Genomic DNA, 18,977 nt, shown 5'->3' on the forward strand with positions numbered 1-18,977 from the left:
ACGGGGCGCGCCCGAGTGACTGGAGGAAGCGATGGTAAGAGCTTTGGAACAGGCCATTGCCGAGCTCGCTCGGCTGCCTGCGACCGAGCAGGAAAGAATTGCGGGCGAGTTGCTCGCCCACCTAGACAAGGTCAAGTCGCTGCGCGCCGACATCGAGGCGGGACTGCGCTCGCTGGACGCCGGAGAAGGGCGTGAGCTGAGCATCGACGACCTCATCGATCAGGCTCGGTCACGGAATGGCGACCAGTAGGCTGAAGCTCCTCTGGTCTCCCGAAGCGGAGCGGGATCTCGGCGACGCCTACGACTACGTCGCGATCACGGGCTCTCCGGGGGGCGCAGCCAACCTGCTTCGATCGCTCGAGCAGGGATGCAGGTCGCTTCTCGATTACCCTCACAAGGGCAGACCCCGGAGCGAACTCACTTCCGGCCTGCGGTCCATGGTCATTCATCCCTATGTCGTTTTCTATCGGCTCTCCGAAACGGCAGTCGAGGTCGTTCGCGTCCTTCATGGGCGCCGCGACATCGATGCGATTTTCGGCGCGGACTAAATCCATCACGCGCCCACCTTGCGCAGCGGGGTCACCTTGCGGGCGTCGAGATGATTGCCGATGGCGCCGGCGATGTAGCGCGCCGTGATGGGCGTGCCGTCGTAGTGCAGCAGCGGGACGAGGCGGGCCGGATCGAGGCCGCATTCGGAGACCATCAGGGTGCGGAGCTGGCCGTCGCGGTTCTGCTCGACCACGAACACGGTGTCGTGCTCCATCACGAAGTCGACGACGTCGTGATGGAACGGGAAGGCGCGCACCCGCAGCCGGTCGAGCCGCATGCCGCCCGCTTCCAGGAGGAAGATCGCCTCGTCCATGGCCGGCGCCGTCGAGCCGTAATAGATCACGCCGTGGCGGGTCGGCTGGTCGGCGTTCTTGCGCACCGGGCGCGGCACCAGCGTCTTGGCCGTCTCGAACTTCTTCAGGAGCCGCTCCATGTTGTCGACATAGGGGCCGCCCTCCTCGGTATAGCGGGCATAGCGATCCCGCGACGTGCCGCGGGTGAAATAGGCGCCGCGGGTCGGATGCGTGCCCGGATAGGTGCGGTACGCAATGCCGTCGCCGTCGACGTCGAGATAGCGGCCGAAGTCGCGGCCGGCCTCGAGCTCGGTTTCCGTCATCACCTTGCCGCGGTCGTATTTGCGCGCATCGTCCCAGACGAAGGGGCGGCTCAGATGGCGGTTCATGCCGATGTCGAGGTCGAGCATCACGAAGATCGGCGTCTGCAGCCGGTCGGCGAGATCGAAGGCGTCGGCGCCGAAGTCGAAGGCTTCGGCCGGGTCGGCCGGCAGCAGCAGCACGTGCTTGGTGTCGCCGTGCGAGGCGTAGGCGCAGGAGACGAGATCCGACTGCTGCGTGCGGGTCGGCATGCCGGTCGACGGGCCGCCGCGCTGCACGTCGAACAGCACGGCCGGAATCTCGGCGAAATAGGCCAGCCCGATGAACTCCTGCATCAGCGAGATGCCGGGCCCCGAGGTCGCCGTGAAGGCGCGCGCGCCGTTCCACCCCGCGCCGATCACGATGCCGATCGAGGCGAGCTCGTCCTCGGCCTGGATGACCGCGTATTTCTTCTTGCCGGTCTCGGGATCGATCCGCAGCTTGCTGCAGTAGCGCGTGAAAGCGTCGGCGAGCGACGACGACGGCGTCAGCGGATACCAGGCGCACACCGTCGCGCCGCCGTAGACGGCGCCGAGTGCCGCCGCCGCATTGCCGTCGATGAAGATGCGGTCGCCGACCGCGTCGGCGCGGACGAGCCGCACGCCGAGCGGGCAGGGGATGTTTTCCAGTGTCCAGTCACGGCCGAGCTTCACGGCGCCGATATTGGGCGCGATCAGCTTCTCCTTGCCCTTGAACTGCTCCGAGATCAGCGTCTCGATCGCGCCCGGATCCATGTCGAGCAGCGCCGACAGCGCGCCGAGATAGACCATGTTCTTGAAGAGCTGGCGCAGTCGCGGCTCGGGCCAGCGCTGGTTGCACATCGCGGTCAGCGGCACGCCGATCACGGTGATGTCGGAGCGCAGCCGCGAGGAGGTGAGCGGCTTGGTCGAGTCGTAGACGAGGTAGCCGCCCGGCTCGATCGACGCGACATCCTTGTCGAAGGTCTGCGGGTTCATCGCGACCATCAGGTCGCAGCCGCCGCGCGCCCCGAGCCAGCCGGCCTGCGACACGCGCACCTCGTACCAGGTCGGCAGGCCCTGGATGTTGGACGGGAAGATGTTGCGGGCCGCGACGGGCACCCCCATCCGCAGCACCGCGCGGGCAAAAAGCTCGTTGGCGCTCGCCGAGCCCGAGCCGTTCACGTTGGCGAAGCGGACGACGAAGTTGTTTATGCTGCTGATCGGCGTGGCTGCTGGCATGGCTGTCCCGCGTGGGTCGTGTCGATCAAATATTTGCGCATGTCCCAGGCGCCGGTCGGGCAGCGCTCGGCACACAGGCCGCAGTGGAGGCAGACGTCCTCGTCCTTCACCATCACGCGCGTCGTCTTCAGCGCCGGCGAGACGTAGAGGTCCTGCGCCGGATTGGGCGCCGGCGCGCGCAGGCGCGTGCGCAGATCGTCCTCGTCGCCGTTCGCCGTGAAGGTGATGCAGTCCATCGGGCAGATGTCGGCGCAGGCGTCGCATTCGATGCAGAGCGGGGGCGTGAACACCGTCTGCACGTCGCAGTTCAGGCAGCGCTCGGCCTCTTTCAGCGCCAGCTCGAGGTCGTAGCCGAGCTCGACCTCCGCCTTGATGTCGGCGAGCGCGACGACCTTGTCACGCAGCGGCACGCGGAAGCGGCGATCCTGCGAGATCGCGTTGTCGTAGCTCCACTCGTGGATGCCCATCTTCTGGCTGACCACCGTGACGGCGGGCAGCGGCCGGTCGGCGATGTCCTCGCCGCTCAGGAGCTTGTCGATCGACACGGCGGCCTCGTGGCCGTGCGCCACCGCCCAGATGATGTTCTTCGGGCCGAAGGCGGCGTCGCCGCCGAAGAACACTTTCAGGTGCGTCGAGGCCATGGTCTTCGGGTCGACGACCGGCATGCCGTGGTCGTCGAAGGCGATGCCGATGTCGCGCTCGATCCACGGGAAGGCGTTCTCCTGGCCGACCGCGACCAGCACGTCGTCGCAGGGGAAGTGCTGGTCCGGCGCGCCGGTCGACACCAGCCTGCGGCGGCCCTTGGCGTCGTATTCGGGCTTCACCTCCTCGAACAGCACGCCGGTGAGGCGGCCGTCCGCATGGGTGAACTCCTTCGGCACCAGGAAATTGAAGATCGGGATGCCCTCGTGCATCGCGTCCTCCTTCTCCCAAGGGGAGGCCTTCATCTCCTCGTAGCCGGAGCGCACCACGACCTTCACGTCCTCGCCGCCGAGCCGGCGCGAGGACCGGCAGCAGTCCATCGCGGTGTTGCCGCCGCCCAGCACGATGACGCGCTTGCCGATGCGGTCGATATGGCCGAACGACACGTTGGCCAGCCACTCGATGCCGATGTGGATGTTCTTCGCCGCTTCGCGGCGGCCCGGGATGTCGAGGTCGCGCCCACGCGGTGCGCCGCAGCCGACGAAGACGGCGTCGAAGTCTTTCTCCAGCAGCGCCTTCAGGCTGTCGATGCGCCTGCCGCCGACGAACTCGACGCCGAGGTCGAGGATGTAGCCACACTCCTCGTCGATCACATGCTCGGGCAGTCGGAAGCGCGGAATCTGGGTTCGCACCATGCCGCCCGGCTTGGTCTCGGAATCGTAGATCACGCAGGCGTAGCCGAGCGGCGCGAGGTCGCGCGCCACCGTCAGCGACGCCGGGCCGCCGCCGACCAGCGCGATGCGCTTGCCGTTCTTGCGCGCCGCGGGTCTGGGCAGGCGGGAGCGGATGTCGTCCTTGAAGTCGGCGGCGACGCGCTTGAGCCGGCAGATCGCCACCGGATCGGGCTCGATGCGGCCGCGCCGGCAGGCCGGCTCGCACGGGCGGTCGCAGGTGCGGCCGAGCACGCCCGGAAACACGTTGGAGCGCCAGTTGATCATGTAGGCGTCGCTGTAGCGGCCCGCGGCGATCAGCCGGATGTATTCGGGGACGGGGGTATGGGCCGGGCACGCCCACTGGCAGTCGACGACCTTGTGGAAATAGTCCGGGGCGGTGATGTCGGTCGGTATCATGGGGGTCCCGTGCGGTCGGGCGAAGCAGCCAGCGATCGGATCATGCCTGGGAGTCGCAGCCTGATTCCACTTGAATCCGGTCAAATCTTAGTCAGCGGAGCAGCCGACGTCGATCTTGATGATACGAAGGAAAATTGCTTTGAATGCGGTCACGCGCAAAAATTGCACAGGGTTTCATCAAGCGGCGCGTCGTGCCGGGCCGAACCGGCCGGGACCAGAAAGCCCTCCCCGGCGGGCCGGAGAGGGCTTGTCCACATAGTCGGCGCGGGCAGGTCCAGGTTTTGCGGGTGGTGCCGCGGGTCAGCAGATCCGGCGCCAGGTCCAGCGCTTCTTGTTGATCCACACCTTGCGCAGGCAGGGCATGTCGTCGACCTCGTCGAAGGTCGGATAGGAGCCCCAATAGCCGTAGTATCCCAGCGGAACGCCCCAGCCGCCCCATGGATACAGACCGACGCCGCCCCAGCCCCACGGGCGCGGGCCCCATCCGGGTCCAGGGCCATAGCCGGGTCCGGGTCCCGGTCCCGGGCGGAAGCCAGGGCCGGGCCCCGGCTGCGGAACGAAGCCGCCGCCTCGCGGTGCGAAGCCGCCGCCGCCCGGCCCTGCGCCCTGCGGCCGGAAGCCGCCGCCGACCCGCGGCTGGGCGGCGCCCGGATCGGCCGCCAGCGACAGCGCGACCAGCGCCACGGCGGCGGCCAAAATGGATTTTCCGAACATCCTGAAAGTCTCCTGCGGTGCACCGGCGACGATGCCTCGCCCCGGCGGAGCGCGCCTGCCCGCCGACATGTCGGTCGACAGTGCGCGGCTCCTCTTCCCCTTGGACCCTGATTTGGCCGACAACGGGGCTCCGTCGCGGCAGCACCGGTCCGATCTCGTTTCTGGATGTGACGGTCTTTCCGAACCGTTTGCTGGCCGGCCGGCTTCGTCCGCCATAGATAACGGTCTCTTCCCGCTGGTCCCCGACCTCGCCCGATCGAAAGACTCATGGCCAATCCGTTCGACGACATCTTCGCTGAGCCCCTGGACGACCCGACCGATCCGAACGCGGCGGCGCGCCGGACCATGCGGGCGTCGCTGCGGCGGCGTTTTTACGAGACCGTGGCGCTGCGCGAGACGCCCGAGGGCGTCGCCGTCGAGCTCGACGGCCGCCCGGTGCGCACGCCGGCGCGCCGCCTGCTCGCCTTTCCGAGCCTTGCCATCGCCGAGGTCGCCGCCGCCGAGTGGCGCGATCAGGTCGAGGTCGTCGACCCCGCCAGAATGCCGCTGACCCGGCTCGCCAATGCGGTGATCGATGCGGTCGCCGACAAGCCCGGCGAGGTCGCGGCCGAGATTGCGCGCTATCTCGGCAGCGATCTTCTGGTCTACCGCGCCGAGGGACCGGAGCGGCTGGTGGCGCGGCAGAGTGCGCAGTGGGACCCGGTGCTCGCTTGGGCGCGCGACACCCACGGCGCGCGATTCGTTCTGGTCGAGGGGGTGGTGTTCACCAGCCAGCCGGAGCGCGCCATCGAGGCGATGCGGGCGCTGCTGCCGCGCGGGCCGTGGCGCCTCGGCGCCCTGCATGTCGTCACCACGCTGACCGGCTCCGCCCTGCTGGCGCTGGCGCTCGCCGCGGGCGCCGTCACGGCCGAGGCGGCCTGGGCGGCCGGCCATCTCGACGAGGATTGGAACATGGAGCTGTGGGGTCCGGACGACCAGGCGCTCGCCCGGCGGGCGGCGCGCCGCAACGAGTTCGACGCCGCTGCCGTGGTGCTGGCGATGGTGGCCGACGGCTGAGGCGGCCAAAGACGGCGATCGCCGGCGGTGTGCGCGTGACCGCGCCGCACGACCCCCCCTATGCGCCCGGGTGGGTCGATCGGCCCGCTAATCGCCGCGGAGCACGTCTCGGCGTACGTTCCGTAGCCCCGAAAGAGTAAGTATTGATGTCAATCGTCACTGCGGCATTACACCGCGTAAGTATGTCCAACACTGGATAGTGCTTCTTACCGTTTTCTCCGGCCCGTATCCGACTATTTCGCGGGCAGGTTTCGTTGTGATGCTGATTTTGGCCGATTGTTTCGACATTCCGGCCGGATCCTATTTTTGAATGGCCAGCGAAATACGTTTGCTGGGGCGTCACATCTCTGCGGCGGCGAGATCGAGCACAATCGTCGACTTCGAGCCTGGTGGTTCCGGGTGAGGAGGAGGTCGTGGCGATTTTCGTCACGACAGAACCCGTGGTGCGGGACGTTGCAGCGATCCCGCGCCGATCTCAACGGAGGGTATGCAGATGGCCGAAAATCGGAGCCTGTCGGGCCTGAGTGAGGCTGAGGCGATCGAGTTCCACAACCAGTTCAAGACGACGTTCTCGGCTTTTGTGGTGATCTGTGTCCTCGCCCACGTTCTCGTGTGGGCCTGGAAGCCTTGGTACTGAGCGAGGGAATTTGATCATGTCGAACCCGCAAGACGACTACAAGATCTGGCTGGTCCTCAATCCGTCGACCTGGCTGCCGGTGATCTGGATCGCCGCGCTCGTCGTCGCACTCGCGATCCACGCGTTCGTGCTGAAGAACCCGCGCTACAACTACATGGACATCAAGACCGCGTCCGAAGCGCCGGTCGCGGTGAAGAAGTAGTCCGACCAGGGCGGCCGCGACCTGCGGCCGAGCCCGTCGCGTCGTCGTTGCGTTTCGCCTGCGTCGGATCTTCGGGCCTTGACGCGCGAGACGGGATGTCGCGAAGGCGGATGTCTGCCGAGGGATCGTTCATGCGGGCCATGCCTGTCATGAGCGGTCCCTCGAGCGTTTCAGGGGCAACGCTTCAGGGCAGCGTTTCAGCGTCGGCGCGCGAGGGCCGACGGAGCATGGTTCCGGCGGCGTACGGCGTTTTCGGCCGCCGGGTCGTTTGCCGACCGGAGCAGGTCAAAAAGGATTAACGTTTGGTTTACGTCCGTTGGTTAGGCTGCAGGGTGGAGTAGCCTCAACCGGACGCATGCCGTGGACCTCGTCGTCTCCCCCATTGCGGTGGCGCTGAACACCCAGTCCGGTGGCAACGCGCCGTCCTTCACGCCGGGCCAGGTGGTCGACGCGCTGGTGATGCGCCTGATCGACCAGACCCATGTGCAGCTCGCGGTCGGCAACACGCTGATCGACGTGCAGACGGCGGTGCCGCTGCAGCAGGGCCTCCATGTCCAGCTCGCCGTGCGGGCGACGCCGGACGGGCTGCGCCTCGTTCTTCTGCATCCCGACGAGATCGCGGGGCTGGCCGGTGCGGCCGGCGGCGACGCCCTCAACGGCGCGCGAGCGGCGCGCGACGCCACCGCGGCACGCCCGGACGGCGAGCCCGTGACGACGCCGGCACAGGTGGCCGCAGCCTCGCCCCAGGCGGCGCTCGCCCAGGCGGTGCGGGCCGCCGCCGTCCAGCAGGATGGTCTCGCGCCACTGCTTGCCAATGTCGCTGCCGTGATGAAGCTCGGCGGTCTCCCGGACGCGGTGCGCACCGCCGCCATCCAACTGATGTCCTTCCGTCTGCCGACCGACGAGCCCGTCAAGGCCGAAGACGTGGCCCGGGCGCTCTCCCGCTCCGGCCTGTTCTTGGAGGCGGGGCTCGCGACCGGCGGCGCGTCGGGCCAGACCTCGCCCGCCGGCGACATGAAAGCCGCTCTGGTCGCGCTGCGCGCCACGCTCGCCGCGATGGTGGGGAGCTCGTCCGCGAACGCGTCGGACACCCGCCTGCAGGGCGGGATCGACGCCGCGCTCTCGGGCGCCGCGCAGGCCGGAGCCGGGCGACTCGATGCGGTCGGCGCCCAGGCGCTCTACCGGGCACTCGCCCAGGCCATGACGGCGGGCTCGCTTCCGGGCGGCGCCGCTCCGGCGGAGTATTCGGCGGGTGCGGCCGCGCAGCAGGGCGTTTATGCCGACAGTCCGGCGGTGCCGAACCGGCCGCCGCCGCCCTATCGGGGCGCCGCCCCGGTGGCGCAGCCGGTCAGCCCGGCGTCGATTCTCGACGGCGCCGAGCCCCATGCCGCCGCTCGCACGCTGCTGGCCGAGACCGACGCGGCGCTCGCCCGCCACACGCTGATGCAGGCCGCCTCGCTCCCCGATTCATCGGGCACGACCGCGACGACCGACGCCGGTGCCGGCCGCTGGGTGTTCGAGATTCCGTTCGCCACCCCGCAGGGCACCACGGTCGCCCAGTTCGAGATTTCCCGCGACGGCAAGGGCGAGGGGACCGCGCGGCACGAGACCTCGTGGCGGGCCCGCTTCGCCGTCGATGTCGAGCCGGTCGGCGTCGTCCATGCCCAGATCACCGTGGCGGGCGAGCGCACCGGCGTGACGCTGTGGGCGGAGCGCGGCGCGAGTGCCGCGCTGTTGCGCGACCATGCCGGCGATCTCGCCGAGCGGCTGCGCGCCGCCGAGCTCGATCCCTCGGAGGTGGTCGTACGCGACGGCGCCCCGCCGCGCCCACGCGAGACGGCCGCGCCGGCCGGGCGCTTTTTGGATCGCGCCTCATGACCGACCGCCCCGCCATCCCGCTGGCGATCGCGCTCCACTACGAGGCGCCGGGGGCGCCGCGCGTGGTCGCCAAGGGCAAGGGCGCGATCGGCGAGAAGATCATCGAGACGGCCCGGGCCAACGGCGTGCCGATCGAGGAGAACGCCGGCCTTGCGGCGGCACTGTCCTCGGTCGAGCTCGGCGACGAGATCCCGGAAGAGCTCTACCGCGCCGTCGCCGAGGTTTTGACCTTCATCTTGCGCCTGTCGGGCCGTCTGCCGGCGAAGCCCGCGACGCCGGCAGCCGGCCCGGGGCACGGTGGTCGTCAGCCTGCCGCCGCCTCCGCCAGAGCCGCCGGCTCCGGAAAGACCGGGTAGAGCCCGAGGCTGCGGCCGAGCTGCTGCACCAGTGCCAGCACGGCGTCGATCGCCGGCGTCTCGATGCCGGTGAGGCGGGCGAGCTCCTGCACCACGGTCAGCAGCGCATCGATCTCCAGCGGCCGGCCGCGCTCGACATCCTGCAGGGTCGAGGTCTTGTGCGCACCCACCCGGGCGGCGCCGGCGAGCCGCCGGTCGACCTCGACCCGGAACGAGACGCCGAGCCGCCGCCCGACTGCTTCGGCCTCCACCATCATGGCGCGGGCGAGCGCCCTTGTGCCGGGATCGGTCCCGACCACGTCCATGGTGGCGCGGGTGAGGGCGGAGATCGGGTTGAAGCAGAGCGTGCCCCACAGCTTCAGCCAGATGTCCTCGCGGATGTCCGGCATCAGCCGCACCGTCAGGCCGGCGCGCTCGAACAAGCCGGCGACCCGTTTCAGCCGGTCCGTGATCCCGCCTTCCGGCTCGCCGAGCCCGAAGGCATCGCCCTGGATGTGTCGCACCACGCCGGGCGCGACCAGCTCGTTGGCCGAATAGACCGTGCAGCCGATGACCCGCTGCGCGCCGATCGCCTGCCATTGCCGGCCGCCGGGATCGACGCTGTCGAGCCGTCGTCCGGCATGGGGACCCGGAACGCCGTGGAAGTACCACCACGGGATTCCGTTCTGCGCCGGGACCACCATGGTGCCGGGACCGAGCAGCGGCGCCATGCTGCCGGCCGCCGCCCAGGCCTGGTGCGCCTTCAAGGTGACGACGACGACGTCCTGCGGTCCGAGCTCGGCCGGATCGTCGGTCGCCGGCAGGGCGGCGATACGCTCCTGGCCGGCGATCTCGAGGGTGAGCCCGTCGCGCCGGATCGCCGCCAGATGGGCGCCGCGCGCCACCACGCTGACGTCGATGCCGGCCTGCCGCATCGGCACAGCCAGAAAGCCGCCGATGGCGCCGGCCCCAAAGATGCAAACCTTCATGCCGGCCCCCAGACCTCGTCTCCCATCGCGCTTTCAGGTGCCGCACCAAAAGGCGCCGCATCGTCGAACTGTCGCCCGCCGCCCGCCGCTCGACAAGGGGAGTTGCCCGCTGCACACGGGCGAATCCGCGTTGCTGCGGTCTCGCGGTTGCACAATCGGCATGCTATGACGCGATGGTGACGTTGCCACTCCTTCCGCGTGCGGGTTCGATCCATGAAAAGCATTTTGGAGAAGCTGGAGCATAGGCGGGCCGGAGCGCGGCTGGGCGGTGGAGAATCCCGCATCGAGGCGCAGCACCGGCGCGGCAAGCTGACGGCGCGCGAGCGCATCGGGCTGCTGCTCGATCACGGCTCGTTCGAAGAGTACGACATGTTCGTCGAGCACCGGCTGAGCGAGTTCGGCGCCGACCGCACCAAGATTCCCGGCGACGGCGTCGTCACCGGCTGGGGCACCGTGAACGGTCGCACCGTATTCGTCTTTGCCAAGGACTTCACCGTCTTCGGCGGCTCGCTGTCGGAAGCGCACGCCCAGAAGATGACCAAGATCCAGGACATGGCCCTGAAGGCACGGGCCCCCATCATCGGCCTGTTCGATGCCGGCGGCGCCCGCATCCAGGAAGGCGTCGCGGCGCTCGGCGGCTATGGCGACGTGTTCAAGCGCAACGTCCACGCCTCCGGCGTGATTCCGCAGATCTCCGTCATCATGGGCCCGTGCGCCGGCGGCGACGTCTACTCGCCGGCCATGACCGACTTCATCTTCATGGTGCGCGACACGAGCTACATGTTCGTCACCGGCCCCGAGGTGGTGAAGACCGTGACGAACGAGATCGTCACGGCCGAGGAGCTCGGAGGTGCCAGCGTGCACGCAACGCGCTCGGCCGTGGCCGACGGCGCCTTCGAGAACGACGTCGAGTGCCTGCTGCAGATCCGGCGCTTCGTCGACTTCCTGCCGGCCCACAGCGGCGCCGGCGTGCCCGAATGGCCGAGCTTCGACGACGTCGAGCGGATGGAGCCCTCGCTCGACACGCTGATTCCGGAAAACCCGAACAAGCCCTACGACATCAAGGAGCTGATCCAGAAGGTCGTGGACGAGGGCGACTTCTTCGAGCTGTCGCCGAGCTTCGCCCGCAACATCGTCATCGGCTTCGGCCGCATCGCCGGCCGTACGGTCGGCTTCGTCGCCAACCAGCCGATGGTGCTGGCCGGCGTGCTCGACAGCGACGCCAGCCGCAAGGGCGCGCGCTTCGTGCGCTTCTGCAACGCCTTCGACATCCCGATCGTCACCTTCGTCGACGTGCCGGGCTTTCTGCCCGGCACCGCGCAGGAATCCGGCGGCCTCATCAAGAACGGGGCGAAGCTCCTGTTCGCCTACAGCCAGTGCACCGTGCCGCTGGTGACGCTGATCACCCGAAAAGCCTTCGGCGGGGCCTATGTGGTGATGTCGTCCAAGCACATCGGCGCCGACGTCAACTACGCCTGGCCGACCGCCCAGATCGCCGTGATGGGCGCCAAGGGCGCGGTCGAGATCATCTTCCGGGCCGACATGGACGATCCGGAGAAGATCGCCGACCGCACCAAGGAGTACGAGGCGAGCTTCATGTCGCCCTTCAAGGCGGCGGAGCGCGGCTATATCGACGAGGTGGTGATGCCGCACTCGACGAGGCGGCGCATCGCCCGGGCGCTCTCGATGCTGCGCACCAAGACGCTGGAGATGCCGGTCAAGAAGCACGACAACCTGCCGCTCTAGGGCAGGGACGTCGCACGGCCCTGGTTGTGGTGGTCGTCCGCGCAGGCGGACGACCAAGCGTTTTTATTGCTCGTGGTATCCCGGAGCATACGCACGGGTTACCGGGTGCTCCGCCTTCGCGGAGCACGATGATCGAGAGGCCGAACACGCGAGCGGTCGGCACCGGACTTATCGACTCCGCGCCCGCGCCTCGATCGAACCCGGCGGCTCGCTTTCGGCACCAAAAGGCGTATCGTCGACGCCTATTGATCTCGCGGGCTGCGACGGCAGACCCGTTCCATTGCCGTCCGCCGCATGCCCGCCCAACCGTGACGGGGACTTTCCGATGACAACGACGCAAAAACTTCTCGCCGGGGCGGTCGCGCTCGCGACGCTCGCCGGGGCCACCGAGACGGCCTTTGCCCAGGGGATGTGCCAGCAGCTCTGGGTCGAACGCAACTCGATCTTCAAGGCGCGCGGCTACTGCTTCAAGACGTCGCGCGCGATCAGCTATTTCGGCAATGCCGGCTGCGTCTACGACGTCGAGGCGATGATCCCGCTGTCGCCCGGCGAGCGCGCCCGGGTCAACCAGATCCAGGCGATGGAGCGCCAGTACGGCTGCCGGTGACGAAAGCCCGTAGGGCGTGATGAGCGCAGCGAATTGCGCCGCGACAACGCTTTCCGGTGCAATTCGCTGCGCTCATTGCACCCTACCGGCAACGACGTGAACCTGGGCCGGGCGTTCAGAACTCTTCCGGGCAGGGATCGACGATCATCCACAGATCGTAGCCGTTCTTGAGCTTCTTCATGTCGGCGGTCAGGCCGCCGACGCTGGCGATCCAGGCGCGGATGCCGCGCGGATAGACCGACATCAGCTCGGCCGTGCCGGCCGCGCTGGTCACCTTCACGCCGGCCGTCCAGGCCTTGTCGTAATAGGCTTGGTGGAAGCCGAGGCTCGCCCGCGGCGTGACGCAGATCTTGTTGAGCGGCACGATGCCGAGCACCAGCGTGCAGGCGGAATTGCAGATGCCGTCGATGATCACGCGCTCGCCGGAGTCGCGAATACGGGCGTATTTCGCCTTGTATTCCTCGACATAGCCGCCAAAATCTTTCTTGATTTGATAGTCGGCCGCGGCCGGTGAGGCCACGCTTCCGACGATCATCAAGGACAGCAAAACAGACGCGAGGCGAACCATCGCCGCCAGACCCCCCAAATTCCCCGGCCCGTCTTTTGTTCCAGGGACCCGGCGAAAATTTGACCGACCTATGTTTGAATTTCGTTAACCACGGACCTTCGCCCGCCTTCGGCGGTGGATTTTGGGGCGGTGTGGGGGCGAGGGTGGCCCCAATCATAAGTGTTGGTGATCTGTCCGATCAGAAACATTCGCTTCCGTCATTGGTGGGGCGCTGCCATTCTGTCCCGCTCCGGCCGACCGTGATGGCGTTTGCGCGAGCCCCGAAAGGGCCGGCGCCGATGCGCGGCTGGCTGTTTCTCACCTGTTGCGGCCCCGACGGCGCAACGACGAGGCGCAATGATGCCGCACAAGACCGAGGCCCTCGTCACCCTGCTGGCGCCGGGCGTGTTCGTGGTGCTGTGGGCCTCGGGGTTCATCGGGGCGCGCCTCGGCCTGCCGCATGTCGAGCCGCTCACCTTCCTGACCCTGCGGATGGGCGCCGTGGTGGCCCTGATGGCCGTGGTGATCGTGGTGACGCGCCCGCCGTGGCCGGGCGGTGCCGCGATCCGGCACAGCGTCGTCGCCGGCCTGCTGATGCACGGCGGCTATCTGGGCGGTGTGTTCATCGCCATCGACCGCAAGCTGCCGGTCGGCCTAACGGCCCTGATCGTCGGCCTGCAGCCCATCCTGGTGTCGACGCTGGCCAACCGGGTGCTGGGCGAGCGGGTGACTCCGCGCCAGTGGGGCGGGCTCGCGCTCGGCATTCTCGGCGTCTACCTGATCGTCCAGGACAAGACGGCGGGCGAGCAGGCCGGGCTGCTCGCCTGGGCCGCCGTGGTGACGGCGCTGTTGTCGATCACGGGCGGCACGCTCTACCAGAAACGCCACGGCGGCGACATCGACTGGCGCTCCGCCTTCCTGGTCCAATACGCCTCGGCCGGCGCGGTGTTCGCGGCCGGCGCGTTGCTGTTCGAGACCCGGGTGGTGGCGTGGACCGGCGAGCTCGTCTTCGCACTCGCCTGGCTGGTGCTGGTGCTGTCGCTCGGCGCCGTCTGGCTCCTCTACTTTCTCATTCGCCGCGCCGCCGCCTCGCGGATCTCCAGCCTGTTCTACCTGACCCCGCCGGCCACCGCCGTGATGGCCTGGGCGCTGTTCGGCGAACGGCTCGGTCCGGTGGCGCTCGTCGGCATGGGCATCTGCGTCGCCGGCGTCTTTCTGGTCAACGTCAAGGCGCGGACCGCCGGCTGACCGGCGCCGTGGCACCCGAAGGCTGCACCTGCGGTGTCATGGCGCGCGCAATTGAATTGCGATACAACCGTCGGGGCATGGGGTGTCCGATGGTCTACGCCTTTGATACGCTCGGTTATTCGAAGCGGCTTCGCGACGGCGGCATCCCGCCGAACCAGGCCGAGGCCCATGCCGAGGCGGCGCGGGACTTCATCATGGTCGAGCTCGTCACCAAGACCGACCTGAACGTCGCCGCCGACGGTCTGCGCCGCGACATCGAAGGACTTCGGCGCGACATGGACGCCAGGATCGAGAAGCTGAGCTTACAACTGACGATCCGGCTCGGCGCTCTGATGGTGGCCGGCATCGGCGCGCTCGCCGTGATCCTGCGCCTGCACTGACCGCCAGCACTGGCCAAAACGCGACGGGCCTGCCCCTCGACCGATGGTCGAGGGTAGGGTCGGCCGGCACGCTTTCATCCGATCAAAACCGCATGCCGGCCGGGGTTGTTGTCGGCTCTGCCTCAGCGGGCCGGCTCGGGAGTGCTCGGAGGGGCGGAGCCCTCGCTCGCCGGTCCGGCAGTGCCGGGCACCCTCGACATGCCGGACCCGGCGGGCGGCGCTGCTCCCGAGGACGAGCCCGTGGTGGCGGCCGGCGCGTTGCGGTCGAACGCCACGTCCTTCGCGCCGATGTCGCTGAAGCCGTAGACGATGGCGATGATGAACACCGCCGCGGCGATGCCGGCGAGCCACGCCCATATGGGGCTGCCGCCGCGCCGTGCGGGCGCATCCTCCATCGGGTCGAGATTGCGGTCGGCGAAGCTCGGGTTGCGGACGGGGCGGGAATCGCTCGGTCGGGGATCGCGGCTGGCGTCTTGCGGGTCGCTCATCGGATGCCTCCTGTGTCGGGTGCCTCGGGAGGGCAACGGGTCGGACCCGGACCGGTTCCTCAACGGACCTGTGAGAAACAAGAATTCTTATTGACTGTCAAATAGGTAGAGCGAAACTTTGATTTCGGCTGCGAAGTTGGCTCGTCGCGACATTCCGATCGTCGGCCCGGCTCAGTTCGCCTTGATGCCGGCGGCCGCGATGACGGGTTTCCAGCGCGCGATCTCGGCCTCGACCCGGGCCCGGAACGCCTCGGGGGTCGAGGGGATCGGCTCCATCACCTGGGTGGCGAGTCGGTCCCGCACGGCCGGTGCCGAGAGGAGCTCCCGCACGGCGTCGCCGATGCGCGCCAGGATGGCGGGCGGCGTGCCGGCCGGGGCGATCAGCCCGTTCCAGGCGTCCGCCTCGACGTCGATCCCGGCCTCCTTCAGGGTCGGCACGCCGGGAATGAGCGCCGAGCGCTGCGGCGTCGACACGGCGATGACCTTGAGATTGCCGGCCTCCGCCTGCGAGGTGGCCGCGATGGCCGGCAGGCAGCCCATCTGCACGTCGCCCCTGATGATCGCGGTCGCCGCCTGCGGCGAGCTCGCATAGGCGATGTGGACGATCGTGGTGCCGCTCGCCATCGCGATCGCCTCCATGGCGAGATGCGACAGCGAGCCGTTGCCGATCGAGGCGTAGTTGTACTTGCCGGGGTCGCGCCTGAGCTTCTCGATCAGCTCGGCCACCGTGCTGACGCCGAGCGCGTTGTTGACGGCGAGCGCGCAGGGCTGGGTCGCCAGCGTGGTGACGAAGGCGAAGTCGCGGCCCGGGTCGTAGGGCATTTTAGGCAGCAGCAGGGGGTTGATGGCGAGCGGTCCGGCGATGCTGACGCCGAACGTGTATCCGTCGGGCTCGGCCTTGGCGACCGCGTCGGTGCCGAGATTGCCGCCGGCCCCGGCCTTGTTCTCCACCAGGAACGGCTGTCCGAAGCGCTGCTGCAGCGCCTCCGCCACCACCCGGGCGATCAGGTCCGGGGTCGAGCCCGGCCCGAACGGCACGATCAGCCGCACCGGGCGCGCCGGCCAGTCCTCGGCGGCGGCCGGGGCCGGGCCGGGGGCCGCGACCGCGGCGGCCAGGAGCAGTGCGACCAGGGTGGCGAGACGACGGGCTGAACGGATCATGGCGGCTCTGGCGGCTGATTGGGCGATGGCCCGGCAGGCGACGCGGCCGGCCCGGCCGGTCATCCTGGTAGGCAAGCCGGGACCGATTGTCACGCGCGGGGCTTGGGTCGCCGGGGGCTGCGCTCTGCTGCCGCGGCAGGCCGGTGCGGCGCGCAACAGCCTTGCGTCGGCAGGGCCGATCGCATCTACTCCGCCCGGTTTTTTGGCGTCCGCCGGGGGAGTTCATGGGTCTTGCGGTCCTGGTCCTGGGTCTCGCGCTGTTCATCGGGGCGCACGTGGTCGTGTCGCTGCGCGATCGCCGCGCCGCCCTGGTCGCGCGGCTCGGCGAGTGGCCCTACAAGGGCCTGATCTCGCTCGTCTCGCTCGCCGGCATCCTGCTGATCGCCTGGGGCTTCGCCGAGTATCGCGACGACGGCCAGTGGATCGAGCTGTACGATCCGCCGACCTGGACGCGCCATCTCGCCGCCCTGCTGATCTGGCCCGCCGTGATCATGGTCACGGCCGCCTACATCCCCGGCAACATCAAGCGCACCCTCAAGCACCCGATGCTGACCGGCGTGAAGCTGTGGGCCGTCGCGCATCTGATCGCCAACGGCGATATCGGCTCCGTCATCCTGTTCGGCTCGATCCTCGCCTGGGCCGTCTACGACCGCATCACCCTCAAGCGGCGCAGCGATCCGGGCGCGCCGCCGATCCCGGTCGGCGGCCGGCGCAACGACATCCTAGCCGTGGTGGTCGGCACGATCCTCTATCTCGCGCTCGCCTTCGTGTTCCACCCGCTGGTCATCGGCCGCGCCGTGTTCGGAAGCCCGGCGCTCGGCACCTGATCCCGGCGCCGTCCCCGGCCCATCCCGGGGCTTGCCCCGGGACCCTGATCCAAAGACCCTGACCCAGAGAACCCAATGTCAGTTCACCGCGACGACAGGCGGCTCACCGCGCCCGACATCCGCGCCCGCAAGGGCGGGGTGCCGGTCGCCATGCTGACCGCCTACCACGCCCATACGGCGGGGCTGGTCGACAAGCACTGCGACGTCATGCTGGTCGGCGACTCGCTCGGCATGGTGATGCACGGTCTCGAGACCACCGTGCCCGTCACCCTCGACATGATGATCCTGCAGGGGCTCGCGGTGATGCGCGGCTCGCGCCGGGCCCTGGTCGTCGTCGACATGCCGTTCGGCAGCTACGAGGCCTCCAAGGAGCAGGCCTTTCACGCCGCCGCCCGCGTCCTGAAGGAGACCGGCTGCGGCGCCATCAAGCTCGAGGGCGGCGTGCGGATGGCCGAGACCATCGCGTTCCTGGTCCAGCGCGGCATTCCGGTGATGGGCCATGTCGGGCTGACCCCGCAGTCGATCAACACGCTCGGCAGCTTCCGGGCGCAGGGCCGCGACCCGGCCGACTGGGCGCCGATCGAGGCCGACGCCAAGGCGGTCGCCGACGCCGGTGCCTTCGCCGTCGTGCTGGAGGCGATCGCCGAGCCGCTCGCCGCCAAGATCACCCGCGAGGTTGCCATCCCGACCATCGGGATCGGCGCGAGCGCCGCCTGCGACGGCCAGGTCCTGGTGCTCGAGGACATGCTCGGCCTGTCGCCGCGGGTGCCGAAATTCGTCAAGCGCTACACCGACCTCGGCCCGGCGATCGAGCGGGCCGTGGCGGCCTATGCCGAGGAGGTGCGGGCGCGTACCTTCCCGGGGCCCGACAACGTCTATTCGGTCAAGAAGCCCGGCTGAGGCGGCCCCGTCGCGCGTCCGGGCCGCGGGCCGATCGAGGTCCGTGGCCGCGGACAGGTGCCTTGCGCTCGCCACAAGCTTGGTCTAGCGGCAAGGGCTGGCAAGGGCGCTCCGGCGGCACCCCATACCGACCTTTAAAATCAGCGAGTCAAACGCGTGTCCGATATCTTTCAGGAAGTCGACGAGGAAGTCCGCCGGGAACGCCTCCAGCAGATCTGGACCCGGTACGGCAACCTGATCATCCTCGGCTGCGTGCTGCTCGTCGCCGCCGTGGCCGGCTGGCGCGCCTGGCAGTGGTACGAGGCCAAGCAGGCCGCCGAGGCGAGCATCGCCTTCGAGGCAGCCGCCAAGCTCGCCCAGGACGGCAAGCACGCCGAGGCGAGCGCCGCCTTCGCCAAGCTCGCCGGCGACGTCGCGATTCCGGCCTATCGCAGCCTGTCTCGCCTTCGCGAGGCCGAGGAGCAGGCGACCACCGATCCCAAGGCGGCGATCGCCGCCTACGATTCCATCGCGGCCGACGGCTCGACCACGACGCTGTTCCGCGAGGCGGCCGGTGTCCGCGCCGGACTCCTGATGGTCGACACCGCGCCCTACGCCGAGGTGGCACGGCGGCTCGAGCCGCTCGCCCGCCCCGACGGCGCCTTCCGCCATACGGCGCGCGAGCTGCTCGCGCTGTCGGCCTGGCGGGCCGGCGACACCGCGGCGGCGCGGCGCTGGGCCGAGGCGGCAGCCGGCGATGTCGACGCACCGGCGGCCCTCAAGGCTCGTGTCGACATCCTGCTCGCCCTGCTGGGCGAGAGCGCCAAGGGCTGAGGAGCGGCGTGATGGGAGCTCGTGCCCGCGTGATTCTGGTCGCCGCCGCCGTCGCGCTGGCGCTGCCGCTCGCCGGCTGCGATCAGCTCGACAGCATCACCAACTTGTTCGACACCAAGAAGAAGCTTCCGGGCGAGCGCAAGCCGGTGTTCCCCGAGGGCGTGCCGGGCGTCCAGCAGGGCGTGCCGCCCGAATACATGCCGGGCCACAAGGAGGAGGCCGCCGCCCCGGTGGCGCCGCCGCCCGAGGCCGAGGCGAAGCCCGAGGCGAAACCAC

The 18,977-nt window shown here is 69.2% G+C and carries 20 protein-coding genes and 2 pseudogenes; 15 read left to right on the forward strand and 7 right to left on the reverse strand.

Annotated elements, in window-relative coordinates; genetic code table 11:
- The first annotated feature begins 31 nt into the window (after positions 1-31).
- Positions 32-250 (forward strand): hypothetical protein, encoded by a 219-nt coding sequence (locus tag HXX10_RS21145; protein WP_296524969.1) that lies wholly within the window; start codon positions 32-34, stop codon positions 248-250.
- A complete protein-coding gene (locus HXX10_RS29015) occupies positions 237-548 on the forward strand; it encodes a type II toxin-antitoxin system RelE/ParE family toxin (RefSeq protein WP_367142009.1) in 312 nt (103 codons plus the stop codon). Before HXX10_RS21145 ends, HXX10_RS29015 begins: the two co-directional genes overlap by 14 nt.
- Positions 549-553: 5 nt before the next feature.
- On the opposite strand, the gene HXX10_RS21150 is transcribed toward HXX10_RS29015, so the two are convergent.
- The 3 genes from HXX10_RS21150 to HXX10_RS21160 all read right to left on the reverse strand — a co-directional run bounded on the left by HXX10_RS21150 (position 554) and on the right by HXX10_RS21160 (position 4,887).
- Positions 554-2,401, reverse strand: a complete 1,848-nt coding sequence (locus HXX10_RS21150) for a 2-oxoacid:acceptor oxidoreductase subunit alpha (protein ID WP_296524970.1) — start codon at positions 2,399-2,401, stop codon at positions 554-556.
- Positions 2,371-4,173: an FAD-dependent oxidoreductase gene (locus HXX10_RS21155; RefSeq protein WP_296524972.1), complete on the reverse strand. Its 1,803-nt coding sequence runs from the start codon at positions 4,171-4,173 to the stop codon at positions 2,371-2,373. Before HXX10_RS21155 ends, HXX10_RS21150 begins: the two co-directional genes overlap by 31 nt.
- 300 nt (positions 4,174-4,473) lie before the next feature.
- On the reverse strand, positions 4,474-4,887 hold the full coding sequence (locus tag HXX10_RS21160; RefSeq protein WP_296524975.1) for a hypothetical protein: 414 nt from the start codon (positions 4,885-4,887) through the stop codon (positions 4,474-4,476).
- A gap of 267 nt (positions 4,888-5,154) precedes the next feature.
- Here HXX10_RS21160 and HXX10_RS21165 point away from each other — a divergent pair, with 267 nt between their 5' ends.
- The 5 genes and pseudogenes from HXX10_RS21165 to HXX10_RS21185 all read left to right on the forward strand — a co-directional run.
- Positions 5,155-5,943: an ATP12 family chaperone protein gene (locus tag HXX10_RS21165; protein ID WP_296524977.1), complete on the forward strand. Its 789-nt coding sequence runs from the start codon at positions 5,155-5,157 to the stop codon at positions 5,941-5,943.
- 493 nt (positions 5,944-6,436) lie between these two features.
- Positions 6,437-6,580, forward strand: a complete 144-nt coding sequence (gene pufB, locus HXX10_RS21170) for a light-harvesting antenna LH1, beta subunit (RefSeq protein WP_296524978.1) — start codon at positions 6,437-6,439, stop codon at positions 6,578-6,580.
- Positions 6,581-6,596: 16 nt separating this feature from the next.
- Entirely contained in the window at positions 6,597-6,782 is a 186-nt protein-coding gene (gene pufA / locus HXX10_RS21175) for a light-harvesting antenna LH1, alpha subunit (RefSeq protein ID WP_296524980.1), read from the forward strand.
- A gap of 360 nt (positions 6,783-7,142) precedes the next feature.
- A complete protein-coding gene (locus HXX10_RS21180) occupies positions 7,143-8,660 on the forward strand; it encodes a flagellar hook-length control protein FliK (RefSeq protein WP_296524983.1) in 1,518 nt (505 codons plus the stop codon).
- Positions 8,657-8,917, forward strand: a pseudogene (locus HXX10_RS21185) (EscU/YscU/HrcU family type III secretion system export apparatus switch protein); the annotation flags it as partial. The gene HXX10_RS21180 and the pseudogene HXX10_RS21185, both read left to right, overlap by 4 nt.
- 47 nt (positions 8,918-8,964) lie before the next feature.
- Here HXX10_RS21185 and HXX10_RS21190 read toward each other — a convergent pair.
- A complete protein-coding gene (locus tag HXX10_RS21190) occupies positions 8,965-9,984 on the reverse strand; it encodes a 2-dehydropantoate 2-reductase (RefSeq protein ID WP_296524985.1) in 1,020 nt (339 codons plus the stop codon).
- 213 nt (positions 9,985-10,197) lie between these two features.
- On the opposite strand from HXX10_RS21190, the gene HXX10_RS21195 reads away from it, so the two are divergent.
- Together HXX10_RS21195 and HXX10_RS21200 are read left to right on the forward strand one after the other, a co-directional pair.
- Entirely contained in the window at positions 10,198-11,730 is a 1,533-nt protein-coding gene (locus HXX10_RS21195; protein ID WP_296524988.1) for an acyl-CoA carboxylase subunit beta, read from the forward strand.
- Positions 11,731-12,055: 325 nt separating this feature from the next.
- Positions 12,056-12,337, forward strand: a complete 282-nt coding sequence (locus tag HXX10_RS21200; protein ID WP_296524990.1) for a YARHG domain-containing protein — start codon at positions 12,056-12,058, stop codon at positions 12,335-12,337.
- 115 nt (positions 12,338-12,452) lie between these two features.
- On the opposite strand, the gene HXX10_RS21205 is transcribed toward HXX10_RS21200, so the two are convergent.
- The gene (locus HXX10_RS21205; RefSeq protein WP_296524992.1) at positions 12,453-12,905 is read right to left on the reverse strand and encodes a hypothetical protein; all 453 of its coding nucleotides are present in this window, start codon (positions 12,903-12,905) and stop codon (positions 12,453-12,455) included.
- A 339-nt stretch (positions 12,906-13,244) separates the two neighbouring features.
- Here HXX10_RS21205 and HXX10_RS21210 point away from each other — a divergent pair, with 339 nt between their 5' ends.
- On the forward strand, positions 13,245-14,132 hold the full coding sequence (locus HXX10_RS21210) for a DMT family transporter (RefSeq protein WP_296525006.1): 888 nt from the start codon (positions 13,245-13,247) through the stop codon (positions 14,130-14,132).
- A gap of 89 nt (positions 14,133-14,221) precedes the next feature.
- On the forward strand, positions 14,222-14,512 hold the full coding sequence (locus HXX10_RS21215; RefSeq protein WP_296524994.1) for a hypothetical protein: 291 nt from the start codon (positions 14,222-14,224) through the stop codon (positions 14,510-14,512).
- A gap of 122 nt (positions 14,513-14,634) precedes the next feature.
- Here the strand turns inward: HXX10_RS21215 and HXX10_RS21220 are convergent, their stop codons facing one another.
- Both HXX10_RS21220 and HXX10_RS21225 read right to left on the reverse strand, forming a co-directional pair.
- A complete protein-coding gene (locus tag HXX10_RS21220) occupies positions 14,635-15,000 on the reverse strand; it encodes a hypothetical protein (RefSeq protein ID WP_296524995.1) in 366 nt (121 codons plus the stop codon).
- A gap of 171 nt (positions 15,001-15,171) precedes the next feature.
- Positions 15,172-16,161, reverse strand: a complete 990-nt coding sequence (locus tag HXX10_RS21225) for a tripartite tricarboxylate transporter substrate binding protein (protein WP_296524998.1) — start codon at positions 16,159-16,161, stop codon at positions 15,172-15,174.
- A gap of 224 nt (positions 16,162-16,385) precedes the next feature.
- Between HXX10_RS21225 and HXX10_RS21230 the strand changes: the two genes are divergently transcribed.
- From HXX10_RS21230 to HXX10_RS21245, 4 genes and pseudogenes are all read left to right on the forward strand, one after another.
- Positions 16,386-16,988 carry an NnrU family protein gene (locus HXX10_RS21230; protein ID WP_296524999.1) on the forward strand — a complete coding sequence of 201 codons (603 nt, stop codon included), beginning with the start codon at positions 16,386-16,388 and terminating at the stop codon, positions 16,986-16,988.
- A gap of 75 nt (positions 16,989-17,063) precedes the next feature.
- A complete protein-coding gene (panB, locus tag HXX10_RS21235) occupies positions 17,064-17,888 on the forward strand; it encodes a 3-methyl-2-oxobutanoate hydroxymethyltransferase (RefSeq protein WP_296525001.1) in 825 nt (274 codons plus the stop codon).
- A gap of 156 nt (positions 17,889-18,044) precedes the next feature.
- Entirely contained in the window at positions 18,045-18,701 is a 657-nt protein-coding gene (locus tag HXX10_RS21240) for a tetratricopeptide repeat protein (protein ID WP_296525003.1), read from the forward strand.
- Between the two features lie 11 nt (positions 18,702-18,712).
- A pseudogene (locus HXX10_RS21245) lies at positions 18,713-18,977 on the forward strand (hypothetical protein); the annotation flags it as partial.

This window comes from Rhodoplanes sp. (assembly GCF_013377085.1).
Taxonomy (GTDB): domain Bacteria; phylum Pseudomonadota; class Alphaproteobacteria; order Rhizobiales; family Xanthobacteraceae; genus Rhodoplanes.

What these genes read in the sequence shown, in the direction of transcription:
- HXX10_RS21145 (WP_296524969.1), top strand. Translation starts at nt 32, where the DNA reads ATGGTAAGAGCTTTGGAACAGGCCATTGCCGAGCTCGCTCGGCTGCCT.
- HXX10_RS29015 (WP_367142009.1), top strand. Translation starts at nt 237, where the DNA reads ATGGCGACCAGTAGGCTGAAGCTCCTCTGGTCTCCCGAAGCGGAGCGG.
- HXX10_RS21150 (WP_296524970.1), bottom strand. Translation starts at nt 2,401, where the DNA reads ATGCCAGCAGCCACGCCGATCAGCAGCATAAACAACTTCGTCGTCCGC.
- HXX10_RS21155 (WP_296524972.1), bottom strand. Translation starts at nt 4,173, where the DNA reads ATGATACCGACCGACATCACCGCCCCGGACTATTTCCACAAGGTCGTC.
- HXX10_RS21160 (WP_296524975.1), bottom strand. Translation starts at nt 4,887, where the DNA reads ATGTTCGGAAAATCCATTTTGGCCGCCGCCGTGGCGCTGGTCGCGCTG.
- HXX10_RS21165 (WP_296524977.1), top strand. Translation starts at nt 5,155, where the DNA reads ATGGCCAATCCGTTCGACGACATCTTCGCTGAGCCCCTGGACGACCCG.
- pufB (WP_296524978.1), top strand. Translation starts at nt 6,437, where the DNA reads ATGGCCGAAAATCGGAGCCTGTCGGGCCTGAGTGAGGCTGAGGCGATC.
- pufA (WP_296524980.1), top strand. Translation starts at nt 6,597, where the DNA reads ATGTCGAACCCGCAAGACGACTACAAGATCTGGCTGGTCCTCAATCCG.
- HXX10_RS21190 (WP_296524985.1), bottom strand. Translation starts at nt 9,984, where the DNA reads ATGAAGGTTTGCATCTTTGGGGCCGGCGCCATCGGCGGCTTTCTGGCT.
- HXX10_RS21195 (WP_296524988.1), top strand. Translation starts at nt 10,198, where the DNA reads ATGAAAAGCATTTTGGAGAAGCTGGAGCATAGGCGGGCCGGAGCGCGG.
- HXX10_RS21200 (WP_296524990.1), top strand. Translation starts at nt 12,056, where the DNA reads ATGACAACGACGCAAAAACTTCTCGCCGGGGCGGTCGCGCTCGCGACG.
- HXX10_RS21205 (WP_296524992.1), bottom strand. Translation starts at nt 12,905, where the DNA reads ATGGTTCGCCTCGCGTCTGTTTTGCTGTCCTTGATGATCGTCGGAAGC.
- HXX10_RS21210 (WP_296525006.1), top strand. Translation starts at nt 13,245, where the DNA reads ATGCCGCACAAGACCGAGGCCCTCGTCACCCTGCTGGCGCCGGGCGTG.
- HXX10_RS21215 (WP_296524994.1), top strand. Translation starts at nt 14,222, where the DNA reads ATGGTCTACGCCTTTGATACGCTCGGTTATTCGAAGCGGCTTCGCGAC.
- HXX10_RS21220 (WP_296524995.1), bottom strand. Translation starts at nt 15,000, where the DNA reads ATGAGCGACCCGCAAGACGCCAGCCGCGATCCCCGACCGAGCGATTCC.
- HXX10_RS21225 (WP_296524998.1), bottom strand. Translation starts at nt 16,161, where the DNA reads ATGATCCGTTCAGCCCGTCGTCTCGCCACCCTGGTCGCACTGCTCCTG.
- HXX10_RS21230 (WP_296524999.1), top strand. Translation starts at nt 16,386, where the DNA reads ATGGGTCTTGCGGTCCTGGTCCTGGGTCTCGCGCTGTTCATCGGGGCG.
- panB (WP_296525001.1), top strand. Translation starts at nt 17,064, where the DNA reads ATGTCAGTTCACCGCGACGACAGGCGGCTCACCGCGCCCGACATCCGC.